We start from the raw sequence: 25159 nt of genomic DNA on the forward strand, positions 1-25159 counted from the left end.
ATAAATAAATGAATTGATTTAGAAAAATTGTAAAAACCGAAAAATTTAAATGAATTTTTTTAAGTTTACTGACTTCAACTTTAGTAGTAACGCTTTCTGGTTTTGCAATTTCAAGTTATTTTGTCTATGAAAAAAGATTAACAAATCAAAAAGAAATAATTTTAAATGATTATGAAAAAAGCTTAACTGACCCTAGTTTTAAGCAATTTGGGATCTATTTTTATTTTAAGGATGAATATAACAATATTTACACAAATGAAAATACAACAGCTGAAGAAGCAATTAAAGTTACTGATGGTTTTTTGCTAAAAATTGTTCCAAATTCAGCGCTAAGTGAAAGTGAATTCGTCACAATTTCAGCATTTGATTTAGAAGTTGTTGATACAAATTTTATTAAAGCTAAAGTGAAATTTTCAAATCGCTATAGCAAGCAAGAAATAATAATTAGTGATGTTTTTGTTAGCGAGTTAGCATCAATTGATTCATTAGAAATTCAAAACATAGCAACTACATTTAAAGAACCAGAAAAATCTGAAATAGTAAATTAATTTTGCTTAAAAATGGCTATTAAAGTGTATAAATAGTAAGTTAATGTATAATAAGACAAAATGCAGATTTATTAAAATTAATCATAAGGAGACATATGTATTTATCAGATAAACGTTCTAAATTAGTTGCGACAATCGGACCTTCTTCAGATAACAAAGAAGTATTGAAAAAGTTAGTATTAAACGGTGTAACTTGTATAAGAGCAAATTTTAGTCATGGAGATCATGCAGAGCAAGGTAAAAAATTTGCTTTAGCTAGAGAAGTTAGTGAAGAATTAAACGTACCAATTTCTACAATGCTTGACACAAAAGGTCCTGAAATTCGTGTTGGGAAAATGAAAGATGGAATTCAAACAATCGAAAGAGATTCAATAGTTGAAATTTTTACAACCAGAGAAAAGTACGAAAATTTTGAAGGAACTTCAAAACAAATTACAGTTGAATATGAAATGGACAAAGATTTAAAAGTTGGTAACAAAGTTTTAATTGATGATGGAAAATTAACTTGTGAAGTTATTGAAATCAAGCCAGGAATTGTAGTTGTAAAAGCAAAAAATACTCATAAAGTTAAAACAAATAAAAGAGTTAATTTACCAGGAGTTGAATTTTCATTACCATTTTTAAGCGAAAAAGATAAAACTGATATTTTGTTCGGGATAAAAGAAAAAGTTAATTATGTTGCTGCTTCTTTTGTAAATAAAGCTGAAAACGTTTTAGAATTAAGAAAACTACTTGATGATAATGGCGGAGAAAAAATAAAAATTATTTCTAAAATTGAATCATTAGCTGGATGTAACAATTTAGATGCAATTATTGAAGTTACAGATGGAATCATGGTTGCGCGTGGAGATTTGGGGCTAGAAATTCCTTATTACGAAGTTCCTTACTGAGAAAAAGTAATGATTAGAAAATCACGTAATGCTGGTAAACCAGTTATTGTTGCAACTCAAATGTTAGATTCAATGGAAAATAATCCGCATCCAACTAGAGCTGAAGTTACTGACGTTTACTATGCTACTGAATTAGGTGCTGATGCAACAATGTTATCAGGTGAATCTGCAAATGGTAAATTCCCAGTTGAAGCAGTGCAAACTATGTCAGCAATTAATCAAAAGGCAGAACAAGATTTTTATAACAAACTTTACTATGCAGTTCAATTAGAAGAAGTTAGAAAAGCTGCTCCAAATGATTTAAGAAGTCAAGTAGCCTATGATTTAGCTAAAAAGACAGAAGATGGTACTTTCAAATTTGCTGTTGTTCTTTCAGATGCAGGTAGATTATTAGAAAGAGTAGCAATGTTTAGACCAAATACAGCCATTATTGGTATGGTTAAAGATCCAGATATCGTTAATAATTTTGGTGTTACATCTTCAGTATTTATTTCATTAGAATCTAAAGCATTATTTGATATTGTGCAAGCTGAAAATGATCATGCTGAAACTGCACTTGTTGCTTACGGAGCTAAAAAAGGTGACAAGTATCTTATTGCAAACAACGAAGAATTAATCGAAAGAGTTGTTTCTTAATAACTAACAAATAAATTTCAATCCCTAAAAAAGTTTCTTTTTTGGGATTTTTTTATAATTTGCTTATCTAAATAAGGGTTGTTTAGAAAAGTCAGAATAAAGAAGCAACTATGCTTAAAAAATGGGTAACATGGAGAGCAGAAAAAAATTAACGGATTTAAAATTTTATTTTTTTAGAAACTTAAAATTGAGTCTCATTTTTACCGGACCCCACGAGTGAAAAAATTAATTTCTGCATTACAGTATTAAAAAATAAAGTGCAATCTTTCACCTAGATGTTGCACTTTATTTTTAATAAAATTTTTTTGCCCTTGATAGCTTATTTTTTAAACTTAATTTTAGAATAATTATAAGACTGAACTTTTATGAAGCTGCCTCAAATTTGCTGATAATGCTTTTTGCAGCATCATTTGTTGGATTAATTTTAATTCTTTTTGCTTCACTAGGCTTAATATAAACATTTGAATACATTTCGATTGAATAGCCTAATTTATCAACAACTTTTTTATCATTTAAAAATTGACCGTATTCAACCATAACTTCATTTAAGTTATTACCATTTACTAATTCTGCATTGTCTTTGATCATGCTATAACCATCACCACCTGCTCTAATAAAATCATTTGTAGCTAAAGCAAAAACATCTTCATCTTTGATTTCAACACCTTGGTATTTAATGCTTGTAACTGAATTTGATTCTAAAGCGGTTTTATCACTTGCTTTTGAGTCAACAAAATTTAAATTATAACTTACTTCAAGATTTGACCCAAATTGCAAGAATGAACCTGCACCTCAATTTTTAGCAGAAAAAGCTAAAATTTGTTTTAGTTGAGCTCCCGTAATTTTTACACTAATTAAAGTGTTATTAAATGGTGACATTAATAATAAATCACCTTGAGTTAGATTTCTTCCGCTTTCTGGAACATTAATACTTGCTCTAACTCCGCCACCGTTTTGAATTGATATAACTTTTAAATCTGAGTTATCAGTTCCTTTTAAAGAGGTTTGTGTTTTTCATTGCATTGCATCAGCAAAAAAGTTCCCAGCTGATGATTCAATTAGTCTAACAGTTCTTTCTCTATTTGATCCAATTGTAATTGATTCAAGTAGTGAATATGGAAAAGGGAAAGCAACTTCAGTTTTAAGTGCTGCAAATTTACTAATCGCTTCATCTCTTAATTTATCAACGGTCTCATTTCTGACTAAATCATTTTTTGTTTTACTAAATTCTTCTAAATTGATGTATTTATTGCTTCAATTTTCAACTTTACCAGTTGTTTTATTAAAATCAAATTTTATTGAACCTAAATGCTGAGTATATGAACCAGTTTGAACGATATATGTATCACCTATTTTTCTACCCACTTCATATTTTCTATGACTGTGGCCATCAATGAATAAATCAAAATCCTTAACCTGATTTAACATTTGCACACTTGTTTGCACACTTGTTATATCATCACCTAAATGACCATAACCAATAATAAAATTAATCCCCAATGCCTTTAATTTAGCAATTTCTTGTTTAGCGGTTTCGATAATATCTGCAAATCCAACATTTTCTGTATTTGCTGGATTAGTTTTATAAGCAGTATCTTCAGTTGTAAAAGGAACTAAAGCTACTTGCAAATCCCCTTTAATTGTATAAAGTCTAGTTGATGGAGATAACAATTGTCCTAATGTTTCATTTCCTACCGTATCTTTGTAATAAATGTTTGAACTATAATAAGGTGCTATTTCATTTAATTTTAAAAAGTTAGCTTTACCATAATCAAATTCATGGTTTCCAATTGCTATTCCTTGAAAACCTGCAGCAGAAATCATTTTTGAAGCTGAAAGCCCTTTATCAAGATTTGACTCACCAGTTCCTTGATATAAATCACCTGCATCAATTAATAAATCAGCTGGATATGTTTTTGCGTAAGCAGCAAAATTAGCTAAACCAATATATTGATTAAAAGGACTAGCATCTTCATCTAAACGGCCATGAATATCATTTGTGTGGTAAATTGTTATATTTTTAACAGTATTAAAATCTTTTTCAAAATCATCTTCAGAAATTTGATTAAATCAAGTTTTGAAAAAATTGTGAACACTCACGATATTAGTTTTTTCAATCGAAGATTTTTCAACATCTATTAAACGGTTATTTGTTTGTAATAATTTTTGACTAAAACCAACTTGTTTTGTCCCTCCAACATTATCACTTACAACTAATTCTGCATTATCGACAGTTTCTACTCTTGTATATGAAATCCCTTGCAATTTCGTATTAAATGTAATTGTGTAACTAACTTTGTTATCGTTTCATTTAATATTACTTACGTCAGCTTTATCGATTGTTATTTTGTATTTATCGTTTTGACTATTTCAAGATTTTACTCCATTTTTCAATTCATTAAGTTTGTCATTAACAGCTGTTTCTAATATAGTTTGCGTTAAATTTTCGTTAATATACTTTAATAATTCCGTTTCATTTGTTACAGCAGGTTTAGGAACATTTTCGCTTGGTGCTTTACAAGCAATTGCTAAACTTGCAACAGTTGTCGATGTAATAATTAAAGTTGAATTAAACATTATTTTTTTTAAATTCATATTTCCTCATTTCAATATAAATTAATTATAAAATATTGTTTTAGCATCTAGAAATATTATTTTTTTCTAAGTCTTTTAATATAAATATAAGTAAAATAATTAAAAGTCTGCATTTAATAAATGCTGGAAAATTTCCATTTTAAAATATAACTTTTATGTTTTTAATTAAATAATAGGTATCATTGTAATTATGAAAAATAGAAAGATTTTACCTTGATTCGGCATTATTAGCGCGTTGCTTTCTACGCGAAAAAAATATTGAACAATCAGAAAAATAACTTTCGTGGCAATTTTGATTTCAATATCAATTACTTTGGCTATTATTGGAGCAACAATAATCCCTATTGCATCGATTCCATCTTATAAACTTAGTTTTACTGGTTTACCAGTGAAGATATCAGGATTTATATTTGGTCCAGTTATTGGATTCTTTATTGGAGTTGTTGCAGATTTACTTTCATTTTTATTTTTACCTTCATTTTTTCATTGAGGGTATGTATTAATAAGTGGTGTCAACGGAATTGTTCCTGGTTTGGTAGGAATATTTTTCTTCAAAATAATTAATAATCTGGTTGATAGAAGACAAAAAATCATTTCTCAAAAAAAAGTTATAAATGAATTGGAATTTGAAAAAACAATTGAATTCGACAACCCTTCACGCTTAAAAAATATTGAAAAATCATTAAGACAAAAACGAATAAGTTTAGAAAAACTTGAATCAAAAAAAAGCACTAAAGTTTTATCTGAAAATCAACTAGCTAAAAAACTAACTTGAATTTATTTTTTCAGTGGTTTATTATTATTAATGATTACGGGTTCGTTAAATTTAGTTGTAATATTCACAGTTCTAAGTAGAGAAGCAATTGAAGATTCGTTTGTAAAAAGTCCTGAAATCTTAGCTGCTATTACATCAGTCGGGGTTGTGACAATTTCCTTATATTTATTTTTTGCAAGATTCAAATTAGATCCTAAAAAATATTATGTAATTGTAGCAATAGTTTCATTTTCTATAATTCTTGAAGCAACTCAAGTTTACTTTTTAGCATATACTGATAACAGTGCACTAAAAATTGATTTTCTCCCTTCTTTGGTCCAGCATGTAATTTTTGCACCTGTTAAAATTTGATTCAATATGACAATAATTTATTTTTCGTGAAGAGTTATAAATTATTTGCTTCATAGAAACCAAAACATAAGTTTATAATTACTTTATGAGAAAAAATTCAGAAAAAGCAATTCAAATTGAAAATTTAATTTCATATCAAAATAACTCCTCAAAAAAAATAAATAGAGTTTCAAATTTAAACATTACTAAAGGTGATTTAACTTTAATTGTTGGAGAAACTAATATTAATATGTATAAACTTTTAAATGATTCAAGTTATACAAATTTTTATGGTAACGCATTTTTAATTGACAACGATAAAAAGTCAACAAATCTACTATTAAATAAAGAAATTCATGTTCGTTTTACTGAAGATTCTCAAATTTATAAAGCTGATCCAAATTTGAAAATCCTTGAATTTTTCTTAAAAAATTTTATACCGAGAAATTATGGTGTTAGTGATAAATCACGCTGAATTCAAATTACTCAAAATCATAAAAAATTATTTGAAAAAAAATATGCAATGATTACAATGGAATTAGTAAATAGCTTAAATTATGTTACTAAAAGACAAGAACAAATTTACAACTTTATTCAGGATATAGATTTTGTAGATGAATCAAAATTAGATGAAATATCAAATGACCTTATAAGCACTAAATCTAGTACATTAATTTATTTATTACGTAGTGTTGAAAAATTTTGACACTTTTATGAAAAAATAAAATCGAGTACAAATGATAACAATTCAGTTGTTAGTGAAAAACAAATTGAAAAGATGTCACAACAATTAATCGAAAAAGAAATTAAGGCAGTTTACAATCCTGCCTATCTTGATAAAACTAGAGAGCTACAAGTAGCTACTCAAGAATTTAATTCAGCTACTGAAGAAAAGAAAATTAAAGAAAAAAATTCTGTTTTTAGAATTAATACAATAATCACAAAACTAAAAAATAATTATCAATCATATTATAGAATGTCAAAAAATTCTACAAAATTAAGTTATTTGAAATTAACCTATGTTTACCATCATTTTTATAAAATATTGCTAGCTTCAAAACGCAATTTGAAACACCTTACTAATGATGAATATGATGATTTAGAAAAAAATATTTATAATCACATTTTTGATTTTGTAAATAAGAATCTTTATTCACCTCAAAGAGAAGCAGTAACTTTGCAATTTATTAAAAGAATTATTCGAGATGAATTTGATTTTACAATTTTAAAATCATATTTTAATGTAAGCAGTGTAAATAAAAAAGATTTATTAGTGGAAATTAAAGACAGAAAAAAAAGGGTTGCAGAAATTAAAAAGAAAAAAGTTCATAAGCATTTAAGAACAAATTTAGATAATGATTACGATGTCTTAAAATATAAATTAGAGCAAGCTGAATTCGATTATGAATGAAAGACAAAATTTTTGAAAGATTCAAAAGAGTCCCAACATGATGCACATACTGCAACAATATCATTTAATGAATCAATTTCACATTTTTTAAAAGCAAATCAAAAATTGAATCAAAAATTGAAAAAAATGCAATTAAACACTAATGAAGTAGATAAAAAAATTGCAAAAAACTATGATACCCAGAAATTAAGGGTATTTGACCGCTTGATTGCAGACATGATTAAAGCAAACAGGGATGCGAAAAAGTTTTTTAGATTTGAAAATGAAAAAATTAAAAGTATTAAAAATCCGCATTTATTTATTTTAAGAGAAGTCTTTGCACATGGTTCCAAAATGAATATTTCTGGTACTGATTTAATTAGAGATATTTCTAAACTAAAAGATTATGAAAAAGAAAAATTTGCTTTCTTAGAACAACATATTAAAAAAACTTTTATGGTTGTGGGGAAGGATTATGAAAGTCGATTCGGAAAAGAAAAAGCAGTTGAACTTTTAAAAATAATTCAGGACTATAACAAAGAACATGAAAAAGCATTTTTGTTAGTTGATAAATTTACACCATATATTGAAAACTATGCAAATAAAATTATTATTAGTCATGATAATAAAGCAATTGAATTTGGTGATTTAAAAGAAGTTACAAATAATCTAATTCATCCATATTCAAACTATGTTTTAAATAATGTTAAAGTTCCGAATGAAGTAATTCACGATAAAGAACTTGCCAATGATATTTCTTCAATTCAAAAATACACCGACAAACATTTTGTGCATGCGGCCTTAGAACAATTTGTTAGTTGATCAAAAATAGATCCAGAAATGTTAGCCAATTATGTGCCTAAACAAATAATGGTTCATTTATATGAAGATGGTGAAAAAACACAATTAGTCGATATGGTAAATCCTACAACTATAGAAGAAACAACAATTATTGATATTTAGATTTCAACTAATTTTACTATCCCGTTTGAATCAACTATTAATTCTTTTGTTTCTTTAGTTGGTTGTATAAAACCGACAAAATCACTAATTCGTTTTTGTGATTCCATTAAAGGATTAACAAGCTCATTTTCTTCAACAATATCATTATTGTTAATGTCATTTCAAAAATAAAATTGTGAATTTGATTTACCTTTCAAATTTATGTAAGCTGAAGAAAATCAGCTTACAATTTTTTTATTATCTTCAGAACCTGTTCAAGGATTTAAATCTCTTGATGTTGCTAAAAAGGATGACTTTGCTCTAAAACTAAAATTATCATAATCATTTGGTTTATTTGGGTCAAAATTAATAAATTTTATTTCGTTTTTGTAATAATTATCATCTTTGTCTTTATAAACTAGTGCTTTATATTTAGATGCTTTTTCGACACTTAAAAAGCCACCAAATTTTACTTCATTTCTATTTATATATGAAAGAGAGGATTTGTTTTCAGAAGTAGTTTTACTTTTAAATGCATCATTTTTAAACATGATTGTAGAAATCTCATTATTGATATTCATTGCATTTAAATAAACATTGTAAAGATCTTTAACCCTATTTTCTAAAATAGATACATCTCCATTATTGTTTGTAAATTTTCCACCATATGTTGCGTTAGCCATTGTTGCTATATCTTTTTCAATATACTCATATCCTGGACTTACAATATCGCTTCGTCCATTTCTTTGAGTAATAGTGTTACTATTTAATTCAATACTTTTATCTCAATCACTTAAAAAAGAATTAGGGAAAAGCAATTTATCGTTTTCAAAATTTTTCGTATATCAAAAATTTTGAACTTCATTTCCTCAATTGCCTTTATTGTATTTTGTTACGTTTGCTATTTTTACTCATTCACGTGCTATTAATTCCGAAAACGAATATTCGTAATTCAATGTTTTTAATGCAACTGGACTAGTGCTATTTCTATACGTTAGGCCATTAACATTTTTTGGTACTTCACGATTAGATCAATTTAATCCATTATTTGAATTGTAAAGTTGTAAGTAGCGGTTTTTTAATTCGACAGAATCATAACTATTATTCATTTTAAATAATTCGCTTTCTGAAAAATACTTCCCAATAAATTGTGAATTTGGATTATTAGTATTTTTATATGAGTTATTTTCAGTTGTATCACTTAGTCTTAAAACATCAATGAATTGGTCATAAAAGCTTTTGGAAAAAGCAGATTCAACAGGCGAATTGTTTTCTCCTACATTTGTGACAATTTCAACATTCTCTGAAGCTGGTAAACCTTTTCTGTCTAAATAAACATTCGCAAAATGATGCATGTATTCATGTTTCAATGTTGGTGCAATAGACTCAATTTTTTGGTCAAAATTTAAATTAGAAATTATTTCATTATCTACATTTACACTTATTTGATTTACAAACGAAGTATAAAGTCCTTTAGCACCTTTTTGATCGACTGTAACGATTGGATCATTTAAAACGACTGAATTAAGTTCTAATATTTCAGGACCATAATCAATGTTTTCTAAAAATCATGAAGCAAACTTTTTAATTTCATCTGATGAAAAAATATATTTTGCTACTTCGGGTTCCTCCTGAAAATAATGAGGATAAATAATAAATTTTAAATTGAATATTGGTTCAATATAAACCAAAGTCTTATCAGCTCCAACTACAGCAGGTTCAATAGATTTAGAAATTTCTGGATTTATAGTTATTGTTTTTATTTCTTTGTTTTGATTTGCAACTTCAGTGCTGTTAATAATTTTGAAACCGCTTAAATTTACTCTAAATTCACTTTCAATTATTGCACTTTTTGAATCACTTATTGAAGCCAAAATATCTAAAATTAATGTTCCAGTTTCGTCATTTGAAGAAAATAAATTAATTTGAATTTTTATATCCACATAATTATCAAGTATTTCACCATTAGTGATAAAACTCTTAAAATATTCTCATGAATTAGTTGATTTAAATTCAGAAGCAATTTTTTCGTTATTAACATGTAATTGACTTTGGATGACATTTTTTAGCTGTTCTAGTTTATTTGTAAGTTTTTCTTGCTCTTCATTATTTATATCATCTGCAAGTGCATCAAAACCACTAAGTAATATAGTTTTTTCCTGACTTATTTGCCCAAATGAAATTTTTAAATTGTAACTACGATTTGTTGTTGAAAGATTTTGATCATTTAAATATAAAACTTCATAATTTAAAAAAGGTAAAACAGGAATAGGGTTAATTAACGCTGAATTAAGTTTACTTAAACTGTTAATATCTTGATCTTTTAATTTAGATTCAGCATTATATCTTAATGGGTTAGACTCAATTACATTAAATTGATTTGAAATATATGCTGGTAGTGTTTTAAATTCATTAAAACCCTTCAAATTAATTTCAAAGGTTGAGCTTAATGTACCATTAGTAATTTTGATTGAAATAGATGTAGTATTTTCCTCAACATTATCTGATATAAATGCTGCTACAAATTCATAATTAATTGGAAAGTTTTCTATTTTTGTATTTAGAAATTGATTGTATTTAGATATATTATTTACTTCCTTAAAAAGTGATTTAAAAATTTCCAAATTATATATATTGTTTACTTGAATATTTTTTTCAATTTGGTTTTTTCAATTTTCAAAATTAGCATCTGTAACTATTTCTGTTTTATCTCCTGAATTGCTATCTTGAATACAAGCTACAAATGAAACGACAGAAATTGTAGCAACTGCAGGCAATAATAATATTTTTTTTGTCATATTAGCCCTATTTTATATAAACAATATATTCCTGAGCAAAATAAATTCTTAAAATTATTTGTATCATTATCGAATAATTTCTGGTGTTCAAAATTTTAAAAAATACTAAAGTAACTACTAAATTTTTTAACTTAGATGTAGATCAATTTGTATTTGAAAAATTCAAAATTTATTTTTTCGAATTCTATATTCTTTATTATAATAACAATGCTCGAAACGAATAATTTGCAATCTCATGGAGGGGTAGCGAAGCGGCCAAACGCGGGTGGCTGTAACCCACTTCTTTCGAGTTCGGGGGTTCGAATCCCTCCCCCTCCACCATAATGCCCCTTCGCCAAGCGGTAAGGCATCGGTTTTTGGTACCGACATGCGTTAGTTCGAATCTAACAGGGGCAGCCATCGTAAAAGAACGACCACTCACGCTATAGCGTGATTTTTTATCATTTTTTTTGTAATAGTTTAAAATTCTTGCATGCACAAAAATGAAGATAAAACACAAGCTATTCTGAATGAAATAAACCATGAAAAATCTACATTAAAAAATAAAATATTTTCAGCTTTTGCTTTGATATTTAGAAGGCAACCACAAAGTGTTTATTATTCAAAAGGACTAACATCACATGATGCTGAAAAATTGCCTTGATATGAATTAATCCTGTTGCGTAAATGATCATTTTTGAATATTTTTTTAGCTTCTTTTTTATTTAATATTGCAATTTTATTTTTTTTCACTAGAGCCGAATCGTTACCATCTGGTGTTACTGGAATACCAACATTATTAATTTTTGTTTTGCCACAATTAAAGCCATTTTTCGGATTATTATTTGTTGGTTTTAATTTTCCGCTTCTAATTTATTTTATGAAAAAAATAAAACCATCATTCATTATTTTTACTTGAGCATATGTATTGTTTTCATTATTATGATCTTCAATTTTGAGCGTTCCAGAAATTAATATTCCTTTAACAAACATTTTAGATATAGCTAGTGGTTGATCGATAAACAAAATTCAAGCAAACATGTATAGTCAATGACCATTTCTTGTTTACTCAGCTATAGGTTCAATTTTAAGTGCTATTTCAGTTGCTATATTATGAAGAATTGGTTCATCATCTGCTGGAACAGATTTAATAACATATTACATTTCAACCAAAAAGAAAAAACCAGTTGGCTTAATTTCTTCGATGGCTAGTTTTATTTCGGTAATTATATATTTTATTGTCTACGTTTGTATTCGCTGAAATGCAACAAACGAATCAGGAGTTTTAGTAAGGCAATTTTTTGCGATTCAATTAGTTAGTACATTAATGTCAATAATTTTAGGTGGCACAATAATAAATTTAATTTATCCAAAATATAGAAAAGTTAAAGTGACAATTTTTACTAAAAATCCAAAAACAGTCAAATTGTATTTAGACAAAATAAAATATTGACATTCATACGGAATTGAAAAATTTATTAGTGGTTACACAGGTGAAGAAAGCTATAAAATAAGCACTGTAATGTTGTATTTTGAATACAAGTTTTTAATTCCGGATTTACACAATTTTGATGCTTCAAATTGAATTAAAGTTACTCCGGTTTATTCTGTATTTGGACAATTTGATACAAGCGCAATAGATTAGGGATATATGGTAGCAAATATTAACAATAACGATATTAATTCATTCGTAAAAAGAAATTCAGAAAATGTCAGTCCAAAATTAATTGAATATTTAAATGCTAAAAAAAAGACATTGCCAAAAATTTACAAATTTGTTTTATCAAAATTTTATTTTATTTTTTGTTTATTAGGTCTTGTTTCGGCTTTAGTTACATTTATTGTCTGAGCACAAGTTTATAATCAACTACACCCAGTTGATAATCCAGAAACTACAGTCCATATCATTCTGTACGGTTCTATTATTGCTTTTGTAGTTTTTAGTGCTTTACTTATAACATCAGCTATTGTAAGAACGAAAGCAAATACTCATTTAAATAAAATTATCGAAAGAAACGATTTTTTTAATTTAATTTTTGATGAGTTAGGAAAATTCAATTTTAATTCAACTGAAAAAAGAATCATGACTAACTTAGTAAAATATAAAAATTATGGTTTCCCTGTTATTCCTGATTATGCAAAACTAAAGGAATATTCTTCATCTTTTTCATTTAATCTTAATGGTGCAGATGTATTATTTCAAACACAATTATGAAGTTGAAAACAGGTTGCCAATGGTCATAACCGTCAAATATTTGCTAGTGTTGGAATGCTTGAGTATATGTTGGGTGATTTAAAAAATGCTCGTAATAAAGATTATCGTTTTAGTTTAGTTCATCGTGTTTGTAATGATAATGATCTTGAAGCATTTGATAGCGGAAACTCAGAATTTGATGAATTGTTAAAACTTAAAACAAATGACCATGAGTTAACTAGTATAATTTTTGATGAAGAAATAAGAAATGCATTAGTTAAATTGATCAAAAAAATTAACTTTATAAATTATCAAATTGAAAAAATTGGTGAACAAATTCTTATTAAATTTGTTCCAAGTTCGCCACGTGTTTTAAGGTTAAAATTTTATTACAGTGATAGTTTTGTTAAACAAGCAAAATATTGAACAGAAAATACATTAGAAGAAATTTACCAAGTTTTCGCTTTAATTTCTATTATTAGTACACCTTCATATAATAAAGCAATAGATTAATTGTCCATATTTAGTAAAAAATCAAAATTTAACTATAATCTCAATAGAACAATTTGTAAAAACTTAAAAAAATGGAGAAAAAAATGTCAAAACGTAAACTTAATAATATAACGCCACAATCTGAAGATTTCGCAAAATGATATACAGACGTTGTAGTTAATGGAAAACTAATAGATTATGGACCAGTTAGAGGTACAGTTATTATGCGTCCAAATTCATTTGGGATATGAGAAAATTTCCAAAAAATTTTCAACAAGATATTGGATTCAAACGATATTAGAAATATGTATCTTCCTATGTTTATACCGAAATCTTTAATGGATATGGAAAGTGATCACATTCTTGGTTTTGCTCCTGAATTAGCAACAATTACAAAAGTTGGGGAAAAATTACTAACTGAAGAAATATATACTAGACCTACTAGTGAGGTATTATTTTGTAAATATTTTGCTGCTCACACAAGCAGTTACAAAGATCTTCCAATTAAAGTTAATCAATGAGCTAATGTAATACGTTGAGAAAAAACTACAAACCCATTTTTAAGAACAACTGAATTTTTATGACAAGAAGGACACACAGTTCATGCTGATCCGCTAGAAGCAAGAAGATTCACTAGAAAAATGCTAAAAAACTATGAAAAAATATTAGCAAATTATTTAGCTATTCCAGTAATGATTGGTAAAAAAACTAGTCGAGAAAAGTTTGCTGGCGCATGTACAACATATACTTGTGAAGCGATGATGAAAGATGGTAAAGCATTACAAAGTGCAACAAGTCATTATTTAGCACATAATTTTTCAAAACCCTTCGAAATTGGTTTTAAAAATCAGCAAAATGATATTGAGTATGCTTACCAAACTTCTTGAGGTATGTCTACAAGAATAATAGGTGCCTTAATAATGACTCATGGTGATGATAGAGGTGTCATAATTCCTCCTAAAATCGCTGCAACTCAAGTTGATATTCTTACTTTTAATCCAAAACTTGATATTGAACAAGATAATTTTAGTAGAGAACTTGTTAAAAACTTATCTCGTGTTTTTAAAGTAAGAGCCGATTATTCAACTGCTACATTAGGTTACAAAGCAAGTGAAAGTGAAATCCAAGGAACTCCTATTAGAATAGAAATTGGTCCAAGAGATTTTTCTAATGATTCAGTTACAGTGGTACGAAGGGACACATTAGAAAAAGAAGTTGTACCAGTTTCAAAATTAAAAAAACATATTAAATCATTAATTGAAAAAATTCACAATAATCTTTATGATTCAGCTAAACAAAGAATGGAAGATAATATTTCTAGAGTTAATGAATATAGTGAATTAAAAACTAATATAGCAAAAAATCGTTGAGTCATCATGCCTATGTGTTGTTCTGATAATGAATCAGAAGAAAAAATACAAAAAGAAACTGGAGCTACTGCTAGACTTATTATGTTAGGTGAAGATAAAAAGGATTCTGATTCTTTAGATCAATTGAGTAAATGTGGTTTTTGTCAAGAAAAGGAAACCCGCAGATATGTACTTTTTGCAAAAGCATATTAGAAAGACTTTGGTATAATTTTTAACATGATTAAAGAAAATTTAACAAGAGCAGAAATTGATTCTGCAATAACTTCAGGCACAAGTTTGCTTTATTTTTATTCTAAAAATTGCGGTCCATGTTTAGTAACACAAAAAATTATGGAACAAATTTCAAGTGAATACAACGCTACCATTTTTAAAGTAGATAGTGATATTGAAACAAAGTGAACAAAGGAATTATCTATTACATCAATTCCAATGACATTTTTAGTTAAAGACGGACAAATTCTAAATAAAATTGTTGGTTTAACAAGTAAACACGAGTTTGTTAAAATGATTTCTCAATATTTATAATAAAAGCGTGTTTTTATTTATTTATTTAAATAAAAAAAACTTTTTTTATTTATTTTAAACTTTTAAACTTATAATTAAATTATATTTTATATATCAACAAAGGAGCAATTATGCATAAAGAAATAGTTAAATCAGATATTAAAAACGAACTTAAAGAGGGTGTAACACTTTTAAATTTTCATGCAACATGATGTGGACCATGTAAAATGCTAATGCCTGTTTTAAAAGGTGTGGCTGGTGAATATGGAGATAAAATTAATGTTCTACATGTAGACGTTGATAAGGATCGAGAATTTGCTAGAGAAATGGAAGTTCAAGGAACACCAACTACATTCATTTATAAAGATGGAGAAGTTGTCAAAAAAGTTGTTGGTTACACAGGAAAAGAAACCTGAACTAACATTGTTGACCAATTAATTTAATTACTTTATAATTACCAAAAATGGGACATCGCTATGTTGTGATGTCCCATTTTAATTTAAATGAATTAATGGCATTTGACAACTAGATTCACCACATAATATGAAACTAAAGAGATCGTGATTAGTCTGGTTATTTTTTAAATTTGGAGACCGCAGTTCCTTAAACAATCAACTTACAAATCTTTTGAATGAATTTCTTATTAAAAACAAATATCTTTAACTGAGAAATTGTAAATGATAATGAAAAAATTATTAATGTAAAATACACAACTCAAATTTTAGATTCTGTAGGTAGCAACCAAAGTAATAAAATAGAAGTTATGAACCAAGAAAATGATCAAAGAAATGAATAAATTATTCAAATGAGAGAATATTTTTTTACATGTTTTAAAATCTTTGTGTTTAAACCTATTCTAGAATTTTCAAAAGTAAATTTCAAAAAGATTGAAAAAAACAAAACTGAACTTGCAAAAATAAATCTTCTTCCTCAAATACTATTGAAAATTGAAAATCAACGATCCCTAATTTTTTTAGGTATTCAAAATACATTTGACTTTTCTTCATCAAATTCATTTCAATTAACTAAATATGGGTAATTTCGACTATTTGTTATATATTCTATTTCAGGATTTTTTAATTGCTTTACTTGAATTTTTTCAAAAAAGTTCCACATATATGAATTTCTAAAATAAAAATCAAAATTTGAAATAAATTTTTTAATTTCGCTTTTATTTGTTGATAGGAAAACTGGCATATCATCATAATTTTGAAATTCATAAATTTTTGTAAATGTATTTTCAAAATTCTCTTTATATATCATCCAAAATTTTTTTGTAACAAATATTTTCTTAAATCAATTATTGAATAAAAACGAATACGCAGCCGAAGATACAAAAAATAATCCAATTATAGTAAGCAAAAACAAACTTAAAAATAAATAGTTTGATTTTAAAATAAAGAAGATAAAAACATAAGAGACAAATATAAACAAAAAATTTATAAAAAAATGACCCCAAATTCCTGACATGTATTTTCAGACAAAAGTTGTAGCAATTTCACGATTTGACAAATTCATTGTTAAAGTTGATTTCAAAAATACATATGGTATAAACATGTTTAAATATGGAACAAATCAAAGCAGTATTGGGTACTTTATTTTTTTAAACAAATTAACATATGAATAATCAATGTTAATAAATTCTTCTAATTGAAACATTACCATACTAAATTGCCTGCCTTATTAAAATTTCTTACAAAATATTTACAAATTAAATATGTTTATAATTTCCAAACTTAATTTATTTAAATTTTATAGTTTAATAAATTTAAATTATTTTTTTAAATATTTATTCTTATAGTTGCAAATATTATGGTTAAAAAAATATTTGTTTTAGAACCTAACTATGTTTTTTTGTGATTAATTCAAAAAATGGTTCGCATATAAATTAAATACGGACCATACTACTAAATCAGATTTGCTATTTTTGCAGCTATTTTTTTATTAAAGACAAATATTTTTAATTGACTAATTACAAAAACTATGAAAAACACAATTAAACTAAAATATAATACTCAAATTTTTAAACCAGGAGGTAATAATCCTAGTAGTAATAGTGAAACAACAAATCACGTAAGTGATCAAATCAAAGAATATATAGTTCACACACGGTTATTCTTGTTTATCAATTTTAAGATGATATCTTTTTTATTTATATTAATTACTTCAAAAATAAATTTTAAATATGTAGAAAATACTAATATTGAACTAGATAGAATAAATCTTTTACCTCAAATTTCATTGAAAGGTGACATAAATCATTCTCATATTTCTTTCCTTATTAAAAATCACGGTTTAACTTCGCTATCTATTTTTGTTCAATCTACTAATCAAGAATAATTTTCACTATTTGTCATAAATTCTATTTCTCCATTTTTTTGCGGATCTATTTTTATATCTTCAAAAAAATCTCAAATATATAAATTTGTAAATGAAATATAATATTGTTTTACGAAATGACTAAGTTTAGTTTTATTATTTTGAATAAACTCAATTTTTGAATAATTTTTTAATAGCAAAATATTATCTAGTAAAGAACTATTGGAATATTTTTTATAAATTTTTATAAATTGTTTTGTTATTACTTTCTTTTTAAAAATAATATTAAACCAAATTGCATAAAGAGATGATGCTGTAAATAAAATTAAAATAATCCCTAAAATTGTTAAACTTATTAGATAATAATCTGATTGCTTATAAATAAAAAATTGAGCAAAAATTAAACCAAGTAAGATTGATGCAATTCATATTAAAAAACACTGGACAAAAATGCCGAAAAACATATATTTATAAATAAGTGCTGTAGCAATTTTTCTGTTAGATAAGTTGATAGTTACAACTGATTTAAGAAAAATATAAGGAATATACATATTTAAAATAGGCACTAACCACATTAATCGGAAGTACTTTATTTTTTGAAAAATTTGGATATAAGAATAATCTCTTTTTATTGTTAATTCATATTCTGTCATTTTACATACGCTAATACATTGTGTCCGCTAAACATAAAGTTGTATATTCTAAAAAGCGAAAGCAAGTCCGATAAGAGCTGCTTACAATGTTCACAAAGCCTCCCATTCTTATTGTTAGTACAATATAAATATCTATAACAATTTTTAAAATTTTATAACATATACAAAAAATGTAGTTAATTTAGTACAAAAAGAGCAGTAAAAATCAAAATTAATAAAATTATCAATTGCTAATTTGTAAGCATAAATGCTTTTTGTATTCTTTCTCTTTTAAATCCATTTAGTGTACGGATAAATTATGCTAGCAAAATTTGTTTTGTAATTTTATTCATCACTATATATCTACTTAAATTTGCGGCTAAAAAATTAACTATCTAAAAAGTGCAAGCATTTTTTTAAAAATAAAATTTACTAATACAGACAACATTGAAAAAAACTGAACAAAATAGTAATAGCTTTGTTTAATATGGTGAAAAGACAAGCCTAAATCAGTTTTTACTTTCTCGTTTCTAGGGTTGAAAATTCTATTAAAATATCATGTTTTTTCAATAATGCAATAAAAGCATAAAATAAGAAATCATTCATTAATTCAAAAGCGTATTTTTTTTCTTTGAAAGTAAATTTTGAATTTATATAAAATAAACTTGAAGTGAGAGCCATGTATTTTTTATTAAATGATTCACCATCACTATCAAATTCTAAATATTTGTTCCATAGACCTAAATTTTTGTACACAATAGAATCGATGTTTTTACTAGTTGTTTTTGAAGAATTTTTTAAAAATGTTTTTATTTTGTTAGACAGTTCACCATCATTTAAAATTAAATTAGCAAATTTCTTATTTTTTTTATAGTCGAATAGTGTAATTGACAAATTTAATAATGTAACTATTGAAACCAACCCCGCAATACTACCTATTGAATAGTAGAATAAGTCTCATCTAATTTCTTCTTTATTGAATCATGTTAGACGCCTGAGTGTGCCTAATGTCGCTATAATGCAAAAGGATATAAGTGCAAAACTCATTCAGGCAAATAGCAAAAAATAATATTTGCTATTTATTGCAACTCTTAACCCCTTCATTAAATCATTATTTCTAATTCTGTTATTTTTTAATCTATCAAAAATTAGAAAATAAATTTCAAATAAAATCACAATTGCAGTCACTATTGATGTGTAAGGTATCACAATATGGTTTATATTGTGATTAAAAATTTCATACTCATTCATATTATATTTCCTATGTTTCTTATTTATTAGTTCTAATTAGTTAATAAAATTATATTAAATTTTTTTACACAGTTTTTTTATGCAAGAAAAAGATTTCAAATTGATTGGTTATAAATACTGTTGAAAATACTATAATTGTAAAATAAGAATTCATATTTAAGTATCAGCTGGTAGTAGTCAAAATTTTAGTGGCACCAGAAAGCTAGACTAAAAATTATATATATTCTATGCAGTGTTGTCTAAATATAATAAGGGGACATTCATTTTAAATTTTGCTATAATTCTTCTATTATTATAATAATCAATATATTTAATAATGGTTAGTACTAATTCATCTAAAGAATTAAAGCATTTTGGTTTTTTGTAAACATTTCAGTCTTCAAAATACTAAAAATTTTTCGATAATAAAATTATTCCGAGCAATTTCTTTTTATGGACATGCTTTGAATAATTCTGTTCTTTTTTAACTTATCTAGTAATATCTCATCTGATATAGACATCATTGTTCTATGTGAAAAACTGAACAAATCCAAATTGTTGAATTTATCAAAGGCAATTTATAACATATCTTTTATCGGCTTGAAACTTACCTTTTGGAAATTGAATTTGAAACTATTTCACGGCTAGATAAATCGATAATTGGTAACAAATATAATTTCCCAGTAGCAATCGAGAACTCTGTAACATCAGTCGCTCATTTTTCATTAATTCTATTAACTTTAAAATTTTAATGCATATTTCCTTATTATTTACAATTTGTTTCTCAATTAACAAATTTGGTTTCAATTTTTCCAATTTTGCCTTTGTAAGTTTTAAATTTCTTCGCTTTCTTAGGTGGAGAAAGTGATAAATTGCTCATAATTTTAAGATTTTCTTATGATTGACTACAATATTTTGGTTTAGTAATTCTAATTTTATTCTTCTATATCCGTAACTAAAATTGTTTAATTTAGCTATTTCAAAAATTTTGTGTATTTCCTTGTCTTTGTCACTTAACTCTAGACGTTTCAAGTTATAAAAATATGTAGATTTAAAATTTTTGCTCAATTCAAAAGCTATTTTGATTTTTTCTTTCTTAAGTTCTTTTTTAATGATAAAAGTGAGGCTTTCAGCTTTTTCAAGTAATCATTTCGGCTCTTAAATACTCAATTTCATATCTTGCCTTTTTAAGTTAATGATCTTTGAATTTTAAATTATTTAATTCGGTTTCATTATTTTTACAGGACTTTCTTTTTTATTATTGTTCATATTCGAAAAATTGATTCTCTTTCTTCCACGTTTTTTAGAAGCAAGTGAATCAATTCTATATTTTTCATATTGTTTTATTAATCGATAAATTGCAGATGCTCCGTTTGGAATACTATAGTCAATTGACAATTATGGTAAAGATATACCTTTTTAATAATTTTTGATTAAAGATCATTTGAATTCCTGTGTGTAAATAGTGTATTATTCCTCTTTGATCCCACATTTCTTAGTTGAAAGTAGTTTTTTTATTCTCAAGACAGTGGAACGACTAAACTTGATAAGTTTGTGCAATTTGGCTGATAGGAATATCTTTATTGATTTCCTCAGCATTTTTGTTATTGTCTTTATATGTTAGTTTTATAAAAAATCGTTAATTTCAGATTTATTCCTACTTAAGAGGTTCGCTACATTTATTGTTAATTCATGTCCGGTCATTTTACATATATGAATACATAGCTGCAGCTAAACTTAGAGTTGCATCTGCTAAAAACAGAAATGCAAGTCCTGTCGGAGCTGCTCATGATGTTGATGACACTCCAGCTTGAATTGCTCTTGACGCAATTGTAATTGCATCAACAAATTTTTTGACATTATACAACCAATTTAAAAGATGGTAACCAATTTTTGCAGTAGTAAATGCGCCATAATAATAATTTCCAGTTTTACTTAAGAAATAATCATATTCCACTCTTTTATATGATGGGCTGTTTTTTTCACTTTCGTAAAATGCACCATATGCCAAACCTTCTACAGCAAAAAGAGTTGCCTGAATACTAGCAGCAACTCCACTACTAAATGTAGCGCCACCAGTAAAAAATGAAACGACAAAATATCCTGCGGCAATTGCTGCAGCTGCCCCTGCCATTATTCCGGCTTGTATTCCGGCTTCTTGAAATTTATGTAGTGCATGATGAACATTTACATTCGCAAAATTTGCTCTATAACTTCTATTTATGTTTATATCTTTATTTAAATATGTTAAATTTACAGTTTTATATTCGCTTTCATTGTGTTTATTATTTTCTTTAAAACTTATGTAATTTTCTTCTTGTTGTTTGTAACTATAGCCATTTTTATCTATTATAGACATGAAATCTTCAAATGTTTTACTTCCCGACATGAACAAGTCGATATTATTTTTAATCTCAGATAAAACCCTCATTTTAATTTCATTTGTTTCTTCTTTATTTCATCTTACTGAAGAGTCAATATTTTTATTGACATCAATGACATTTAAGTTTAAATTATTTTCAATATTTGAGTTAATTTTCTGAATTATATCAGCTTTAATTTTAGATTTTTCTTGTTCAGAAATTTCATTCAAATTATTAGAAATAATTTTAGAATTTTTACTTATTTTTTCCTTATATGTAATGTTTTTTCCAATTTCAAAATTGCTGATTTTATTTAAATTTGACATATTTTGATTATTCGAGATAATTAAAGGTACAGTGACTATCGCCGGAATTAAAGCGATTCCTACACCACTTAATATTAATTTTATAACTTTTTTCTTCATAATGAAACTCCTAAAATTTAATTTTGTGTTTTACCACAAAATAATTATCATCAAAATATTTTAGAAATTTTCATTGCCAAGGAATTTAGTTTAATTTTATTCTCGCACATGGGAATTCCCGATATATATTAAATATAATCAAAATTAATTACTTTTTCTGTTTTTAATATATTTAAAGATTATTTCAACTAAATCCAATAAAAAAATTCCCTTAATTCTAAAATTTACAGCCAAAAAATTAAATTCATAATTATCTTTTGGAACAAAAAATTTTAATGCTCGATCTGTATTATAGTTTTCGTTTGTAGAAGAAATTATTATGAAATTACACAATTCATTTTTGCTTAATCGTTCTATGAGATCTTGAAAACTTTTTCTCTTTGTATCTTTTTTAAAAAATAAAATTGTTGCTTTTTGGTTTTCAAAATTTTTTAAAGCTGCCTCTAATTCGCTAAGGTCATTAAATTTTACCGAAAGACACCCGTTGGAATTTAATAAATCCGTTCCATAAACTGATAGAAAAACCATTCTTCCTGTACTATATATCATTGTCACGCTTGTTTCTTTTAAAAATTCGTGCATTTTATGTAGATTCTGTTTATTAAATTCGTTTTGAAAATTCATAAATGCATTGTGATAATTAAAGAATATTTTGGACATTCATTCTATGAACAAATTATCATTTGATTCATTTGATTCTGTTATAGATTTAATAAACTTCTTTAATTGACTAACTGATTTAAATTTTAATTTGTGACTTAAACTTGTTATAGTGTTTTTACCGACAAATAATTCTTTACATAATTTTTCACTAGTTCGCTTTATAAACGCAAGTGGATTATCGAAAATATAATTCAGTATTTTATTTTCCTGAAAACTAAGATTATCTGCAAATGCACTTAAGTGTTCTTTTATTTTAGTTCTTAACATTTATTAATTTTAATATATAAATAATATTAATTATTATTCATAAATAAAAGAATATATTTTTAAAAATTTATGATATTTGAATTTTTGGAAATATCAAATAAAAATTAAGAATCGAATAGAAATTTTAATTAGATAACAATTTCTTTAAAGGCATTTTATTCTATAATTTATAAAATGTTTAAAACTCCTTTTAAAAAACCAAGATCAATTAAAATTCAAATCAATGAATTCAAACATGGATTTTTAAGTAGTGTAAATGCACTAATTAAATTCAATAAATACACATTTTCTTGAGAATTTTTAACATCAACAATAATTAGATGAATTGCGGTTATCACAATGTTTGTTGATCATTTTGCTTTTGTAGCCTTAACTCCACTTGATAAAAATTATGTTAGCATGAGAATTATAGGAAGAATTGCTTTTCCTATTTTTGGATTTTTAGCCGGTTTAGGAATTAACTACACAAGCAGAAAATTATATTATGTTTTAAGATTTTTAATTCTTGCAATTGTAATTCATGTTTTTGTACTTATTTTTTATTTTACAAATATTAGTACTCAATTAGAACCACTTTATTTAAACATAATGTATATACTTTTTTTAGGAACTTTATCTGGTTTTGTTCATACAAAAAATAATTTAATTGGCTTTGGATTAATTATTTCCATCTTTGTCATTCTCTTTTCTCTAGAAGCATTTCCAATTAGAGCGACTATAAATTCAAGCAGTTTTAGATTTTATATTGATTATCAAACTTACGGTTATAGCGTGATTATAACTTCATATTTAGCTTACTATTACTTTAATAAAATCAACCATGAATATAAACTAATCTTTTTCAAAATTGCATTCATAATTAGTTTTATTTTAATCAACATTATATTTAATCAAATTGGATTTACTTCAAATATTCAACTATATTCATTAGTTACAATTCCGTTATTTTTATTTTATTCATTTAAAAAACCATATAGTCATTTTATTTTAACTATATGGTTTAGTTCTGCTTATGCAATTAGTTTTATATTGCCAGCACTTACTTTATTTTAATTTAAGTCTATATCTTCAGCATTTTGCATTGCATCTTTAGCTGCTTTTATAATGTTACTTTCTTTTCTTTGGCGATTAAATACTATTATTATGTCATTGATTAATTCTATTTTACCAATCATTGTAATTAAATCACCATGACCTAAAACAGTATCTCCAGTTGGAATTTTACTTACATTATTTTGTTTAATCAAAATGATACTTACACCACGTTTTGTTAAATTTAAATCTTTTAATTTTTTGCCTTCAATTTTTGAATTATATAAATTTGTTGATGAAATAACAAAACCATCACCGATTTCGTTCATGTTTTCACTAAACTTAATAAAATTATCATTTCCAGCAATTAAAGCGGTTCTAGTTCCTGATTCCATTTCCGGTAAAACAATTCTGTCAACTCCAATTTGTTTTAAAACTCTAGCATGTTTAACATTAGTTGAACGTGCAATAATATTATTAACTTTTAACTCTAATAAAGTAGCTACAATTTCAATATTATTAGGAGCAGCAACTATAACTGTTTTAATGTCGGTGATTCCAATTTTTTGTAAAGCATTTAAATCACTAGCATCAGCTGCATAAACTGAATTAACTTGATCAGCTCACGGTCTTAATAATTCTTCGTCACTATCAATAATAACCACGCTTTTATTCATTTTAATTAATTGATTCGCAACAGCTGAACCAAATCTACCCATTCCAATTATTGCAATGTCATTTTTGTATTTAAACATACCAGCCTCCATTTATACAATTAATTCTAC

The 25159-nt window shown here is 25.9% G+C and carries 22 protein-coding genes, 2 tRNA genes and 1 pseudogene; 15 read left to right on the forward strand and 10 right to left on the reverse strand.

What is annotated here, in order from left to right:
• Window positions 1-8: 8 nt before the first annotated feature.
• Window positions 9-548: a hypothetical protein gene (locus CG473_RS01230; protein ID WP_094254494.1), complete on the forward strand. Its 540-nt coding sequence runs from the start codon at window positions 9-11 to the stop codon at window positions 546-548.
• Window positions 549-643: 95 nt separating this feature from the next.
• Window positions 644-2074 carry a pyruvate kinase gene (pyk, locus tag CG473_RS01235; RefSeq protein WP_094254495.1) on the forward strand — a complete coding sequence of 477 codons (1431 nt, stop codon included), beginning with the start codon at window positions 644-646 and terminating at the stop codon, window positions 2072-2074.
• A gap of 363 nt (window positions 2075-2437) precedes the next feature.
• On the opposite strand, the gene CG473_RS01240 is transcribed toward pyk, so the two are convergent.
• A complete protein-coding gene (locus CG473_RS01240) occupies window positions 2438-4669 on the reverse strand; it encodes a bifunctional metallophosphatase/5'-nucleotidase (RefSeq protein ID WP_094254496.1) in 2232 nt (743 codons plus the stop codon).
• A 283-nt stretch (window positions 4670-4952) separates the two neighbouring features.
• On the opposite strand from CG473_RS01240, the gene CG473_RS01245 reads away from it, so the two are divergent.
• Entirely contained in the window at window positions 4953-5873 is a 921-nt protein-coding gene (locus CG473_RS01245) for an ECF transporter S component (RefSeq protein WP_166623174.1), read from the forward strand.
• A gap of 7 nt (window positions 5874-5880) precedes the next feature.
• A complete protein-coding gene (locus CG473_RS01250; protein WP_094254498.1) occupies window positions 5881-8127 on the forward strand; it encodes a hypothetical protein in 2247 nt (748 codons plus the stop codon).
• On the opposite strand, the gene CG473_RS01255 is transcribed toward CG473_RS01250, so the two are convergent.
• The gene (locus CG473_RS01255) at window positions 8124-10904 is read right to left on the reverse strand and encodes an MYPU_1760 family metalloprotease (protein WP_094254499.1); all 2781 of its coding nucleotides are present in this window, start codon (window positions 10902-10904) and stop codon (window positions 8124-8126) included. The genes CG473_RS01250 and CG473_RS01255 overlap by 4 nt on opposite strands.
• Window positions 10905-11141: 237 nt before the next feature.
• On the opposite strand from CG473_RS01255, the gene CG473_RS01260 reads away from it, so the two are divergent.
• The 10 genes from CG473_RS01260 (at window position 11142) to CG473_RS04240 (ending at window position 17070) form a co-directional block, all read left to right on the forward strand.
• A tRNA-Tyr gene (locus tag CG473_RS01260) sits at window positions 11142-11225 on the forward strand.
• Window positions 11226-11228: 3 nt separating this feature from the next.
• Window positions 11229-11303, forward strand: a tRNA-Gln gene (locus tag CG473_RS01265).
• Between the two features lie 73 nt (window positions 11304-11376).
• Window positions 11377-12528, forward strand: coding sequence for a YitT family protein (locus CG473_RS01270; RefSeq protein WP_094254500.1), 1152 nt, complete (start codon window positions 11377-11379; stop codon window positions 12526-12528).
• Window positions 12529-12534: 6 nt separating this feature from the next.
• Window positions 12535-13590, forward strand: coding sequence for a hypothetical protein (locus tag CG473_RS01275; RefSeq protein ID WP_094254501.1), 1056 nt, complete (start codon window positions 12535-12537; stop codon window positions 13588-13590).
• A gap of 83 nt (window positions 13591-13673) precedes the next feature.
• Window positions 13674-15131: a proline--tRNA ligase gene (gene proS, locus CG473_RS01280; RefSeq protein WP_094254502.1), complete on the forward strand. Its 1458-nt coding sequence runs from the start codon at window positions 13674-13676 to the stop codon at window positions 15129-15131.
• A 24-nt stretch (window positions 15132-15155) separates the two neighbouring features.
• Window positions 15156-15464 (forward strand): thioredoxin family protein, encoded by a 309-nt coding sequence (locus CG473_RS01285; protein ID WP_094254503.1) that lies wholly within the window; start codon window positions 15156-15158, stop codon window positions 15462-15464.
• Window positions 15465-15574: 110 nt separating this feature from the next.
• A complete protein-coding gene (locus tag CG473_RS01290) occupies window positions 15575-15886 on the forward strand; it encodes a thioredoxin family protein (RefSeq protein WP_094254504.1) in 312 nt (103 codons plus the stop codon).
• Between the two features lie 188 nt (window positions 15887-16074).
• A complete protein-coding gene (locus CG473_RS04235) occupies window positions 16075-16239 on the forward strand; it encodes a hypothetical protein (RefSeq protein WP_166623175.1) in 165 nt (54 codons plus the stop codon).
• A gap of 45 nt (window positions 16240-16284) precedes the next feature.
• The gene (locus CG473_RS04155; RefSeq protein WP_133509964.1) at window positions 16285-16482 is read left to right on the forward strand and encodes a hypothetical protein; all 198 of its coding nucleotides are present in this window, start codon (window positions 16285-16287) and stop codon (window positions 16480-16482) included.
• Window positions 16483-16911: 429 nt separating this feature from the next.
• Window positions 16912-17070: a hypothetical protein gene (locus tag CG473_RS04240; protein WP_166623176.1), complete on the forward strand. Its 159-nt coding sequence runs from the start codon at window positions 16912-16914 to the stop codon at window positions 17068-17070.
• Between the two features lie 280 nt (window positions 17071-17350).
• Here CG473_RS04240 and CG473_RS01300 read toward each other — a convergent pair whose 3' ends face one another.
• From CG473_RS01300 to CG473_RS01330, 7 genes and pseudogenes are all read right to left on the reverse strand, one after another.
• The gene (locus CG473_RS01300; protein WP_133509965.1) at window positions 17351-18337 is read right to left on the reverse strand and encodes a hypothetical protein; all 987 of its coding nucleotides are present in this window, start codon (window positions 18335-18337) and stop codon (window positions 17351-17353) included.
• 573 nt (window positions 18338-18910) lie between these two features.
• Window positions 18911-19645 (reverse strand): hypothetical protein, encoded by a 735-nt coding sequence (locus CG473_RS01305; protein WP_094254507.1) that lies wholly within the window; start codon window positions 19643-19645, stop codon window positions 18911-18913.
• Between the two features lie 225 nt (window positions 19646-19870).
• Window positions 19871-19993, reverse strand: a pseudogene (locus CG473_RS04355) (IS3 family transposase); the annotation flags it as partial.
• A gap of 264 nt (window positions 19994-20257) precedes the next feature.
• Window positions 20258-20692, reverse strand: coding sequence for an IS3 family transposase (locus tag CG473_RS04360; protein WP_166623177.1), 435 nt, complete (start codon window positions 20690-20692; stop codon window positions 20258-20260).
• 150 nt (window positions 20693-20842) lie between these two features.
• Window positions 20843-21022 (reverse strand): helix-turn-helix domain-containing protein, encoded by a 180-nt coding sequence (locus tag CG473_RS01320; protein ID WP_094254509.1) that lies wholly within the window; start codon window positions 21020-21022, stop codon window positions 20843-20845.
• Window positions 21023-21329: 307 nt separating this feature from the next.
• Window positions 21330-22412: a hypothetical protein gene (locus tag CG473_RS01325; protein ID WP_094254510.1), complete on the reverse strand. Its 1083-nt coding sequence runs from the start codon at window positions 22410-22412 to the stop codon at window positions 21330-21332.
• A gap of 144 nt (window positions 22413-22556) precedes the next feature.
• Complete coding sequence (locus tag CG473_RS01330) at window positions 22557-23342, reverse strand: MurR/RpiR family transcriptional regulator (protein WP_094254511.1); 786 nt, start codon at window positions 23340-23342, stop codon at window positions 22557-22559.
• A 174-nt stretch (window positions 23343-23516) separates the two neighbouring features.
• Between CG473_RS01330 and CG473_RS01335 the strand changes: the two genes are divergently transcribed.
• Window positions 23517-24395, forward strand: coding sequence for a TraX family protein (locus tag CG473_RS01335; RefSeq protein WP_094254512.1), 879 nt, complete (start codon window positions 23517-23519; stop codon window positions 24393-24395).
• On the opposite strand, the gene CG473_RS01340 is transcribed toward CG473_RS01335, so the two are convergent.
• A complete protein-coding gene (locus tag CG473_RS01340) occupies window positions 24392-25129 on the reverse strand; it encodes a potassium channel family protein (RefSeq protein ID WP_094254513.1) in 738 nt (245 codons plus the stop codon). The two genes, CG473_RS01335 and CG473_RS01340, sit on opposite strands and share 4 nt — an antisense overlap.
• Between the last annotated feature and the right edge of the window lie 30 nt (window positions 25130-25159).

The sequence above is a fragment of the Mycoplasma testudineum genome (assembly GCF_002245785.1).
Classification (GTDB): domain Bacteria; phylum Bacillota_I; class Bacilli_A; order Mycoplasmatales; family Metamycoplasmataceae; genus Mycoplasmopsis_B; species Mycoplasmopsis_B testudinea.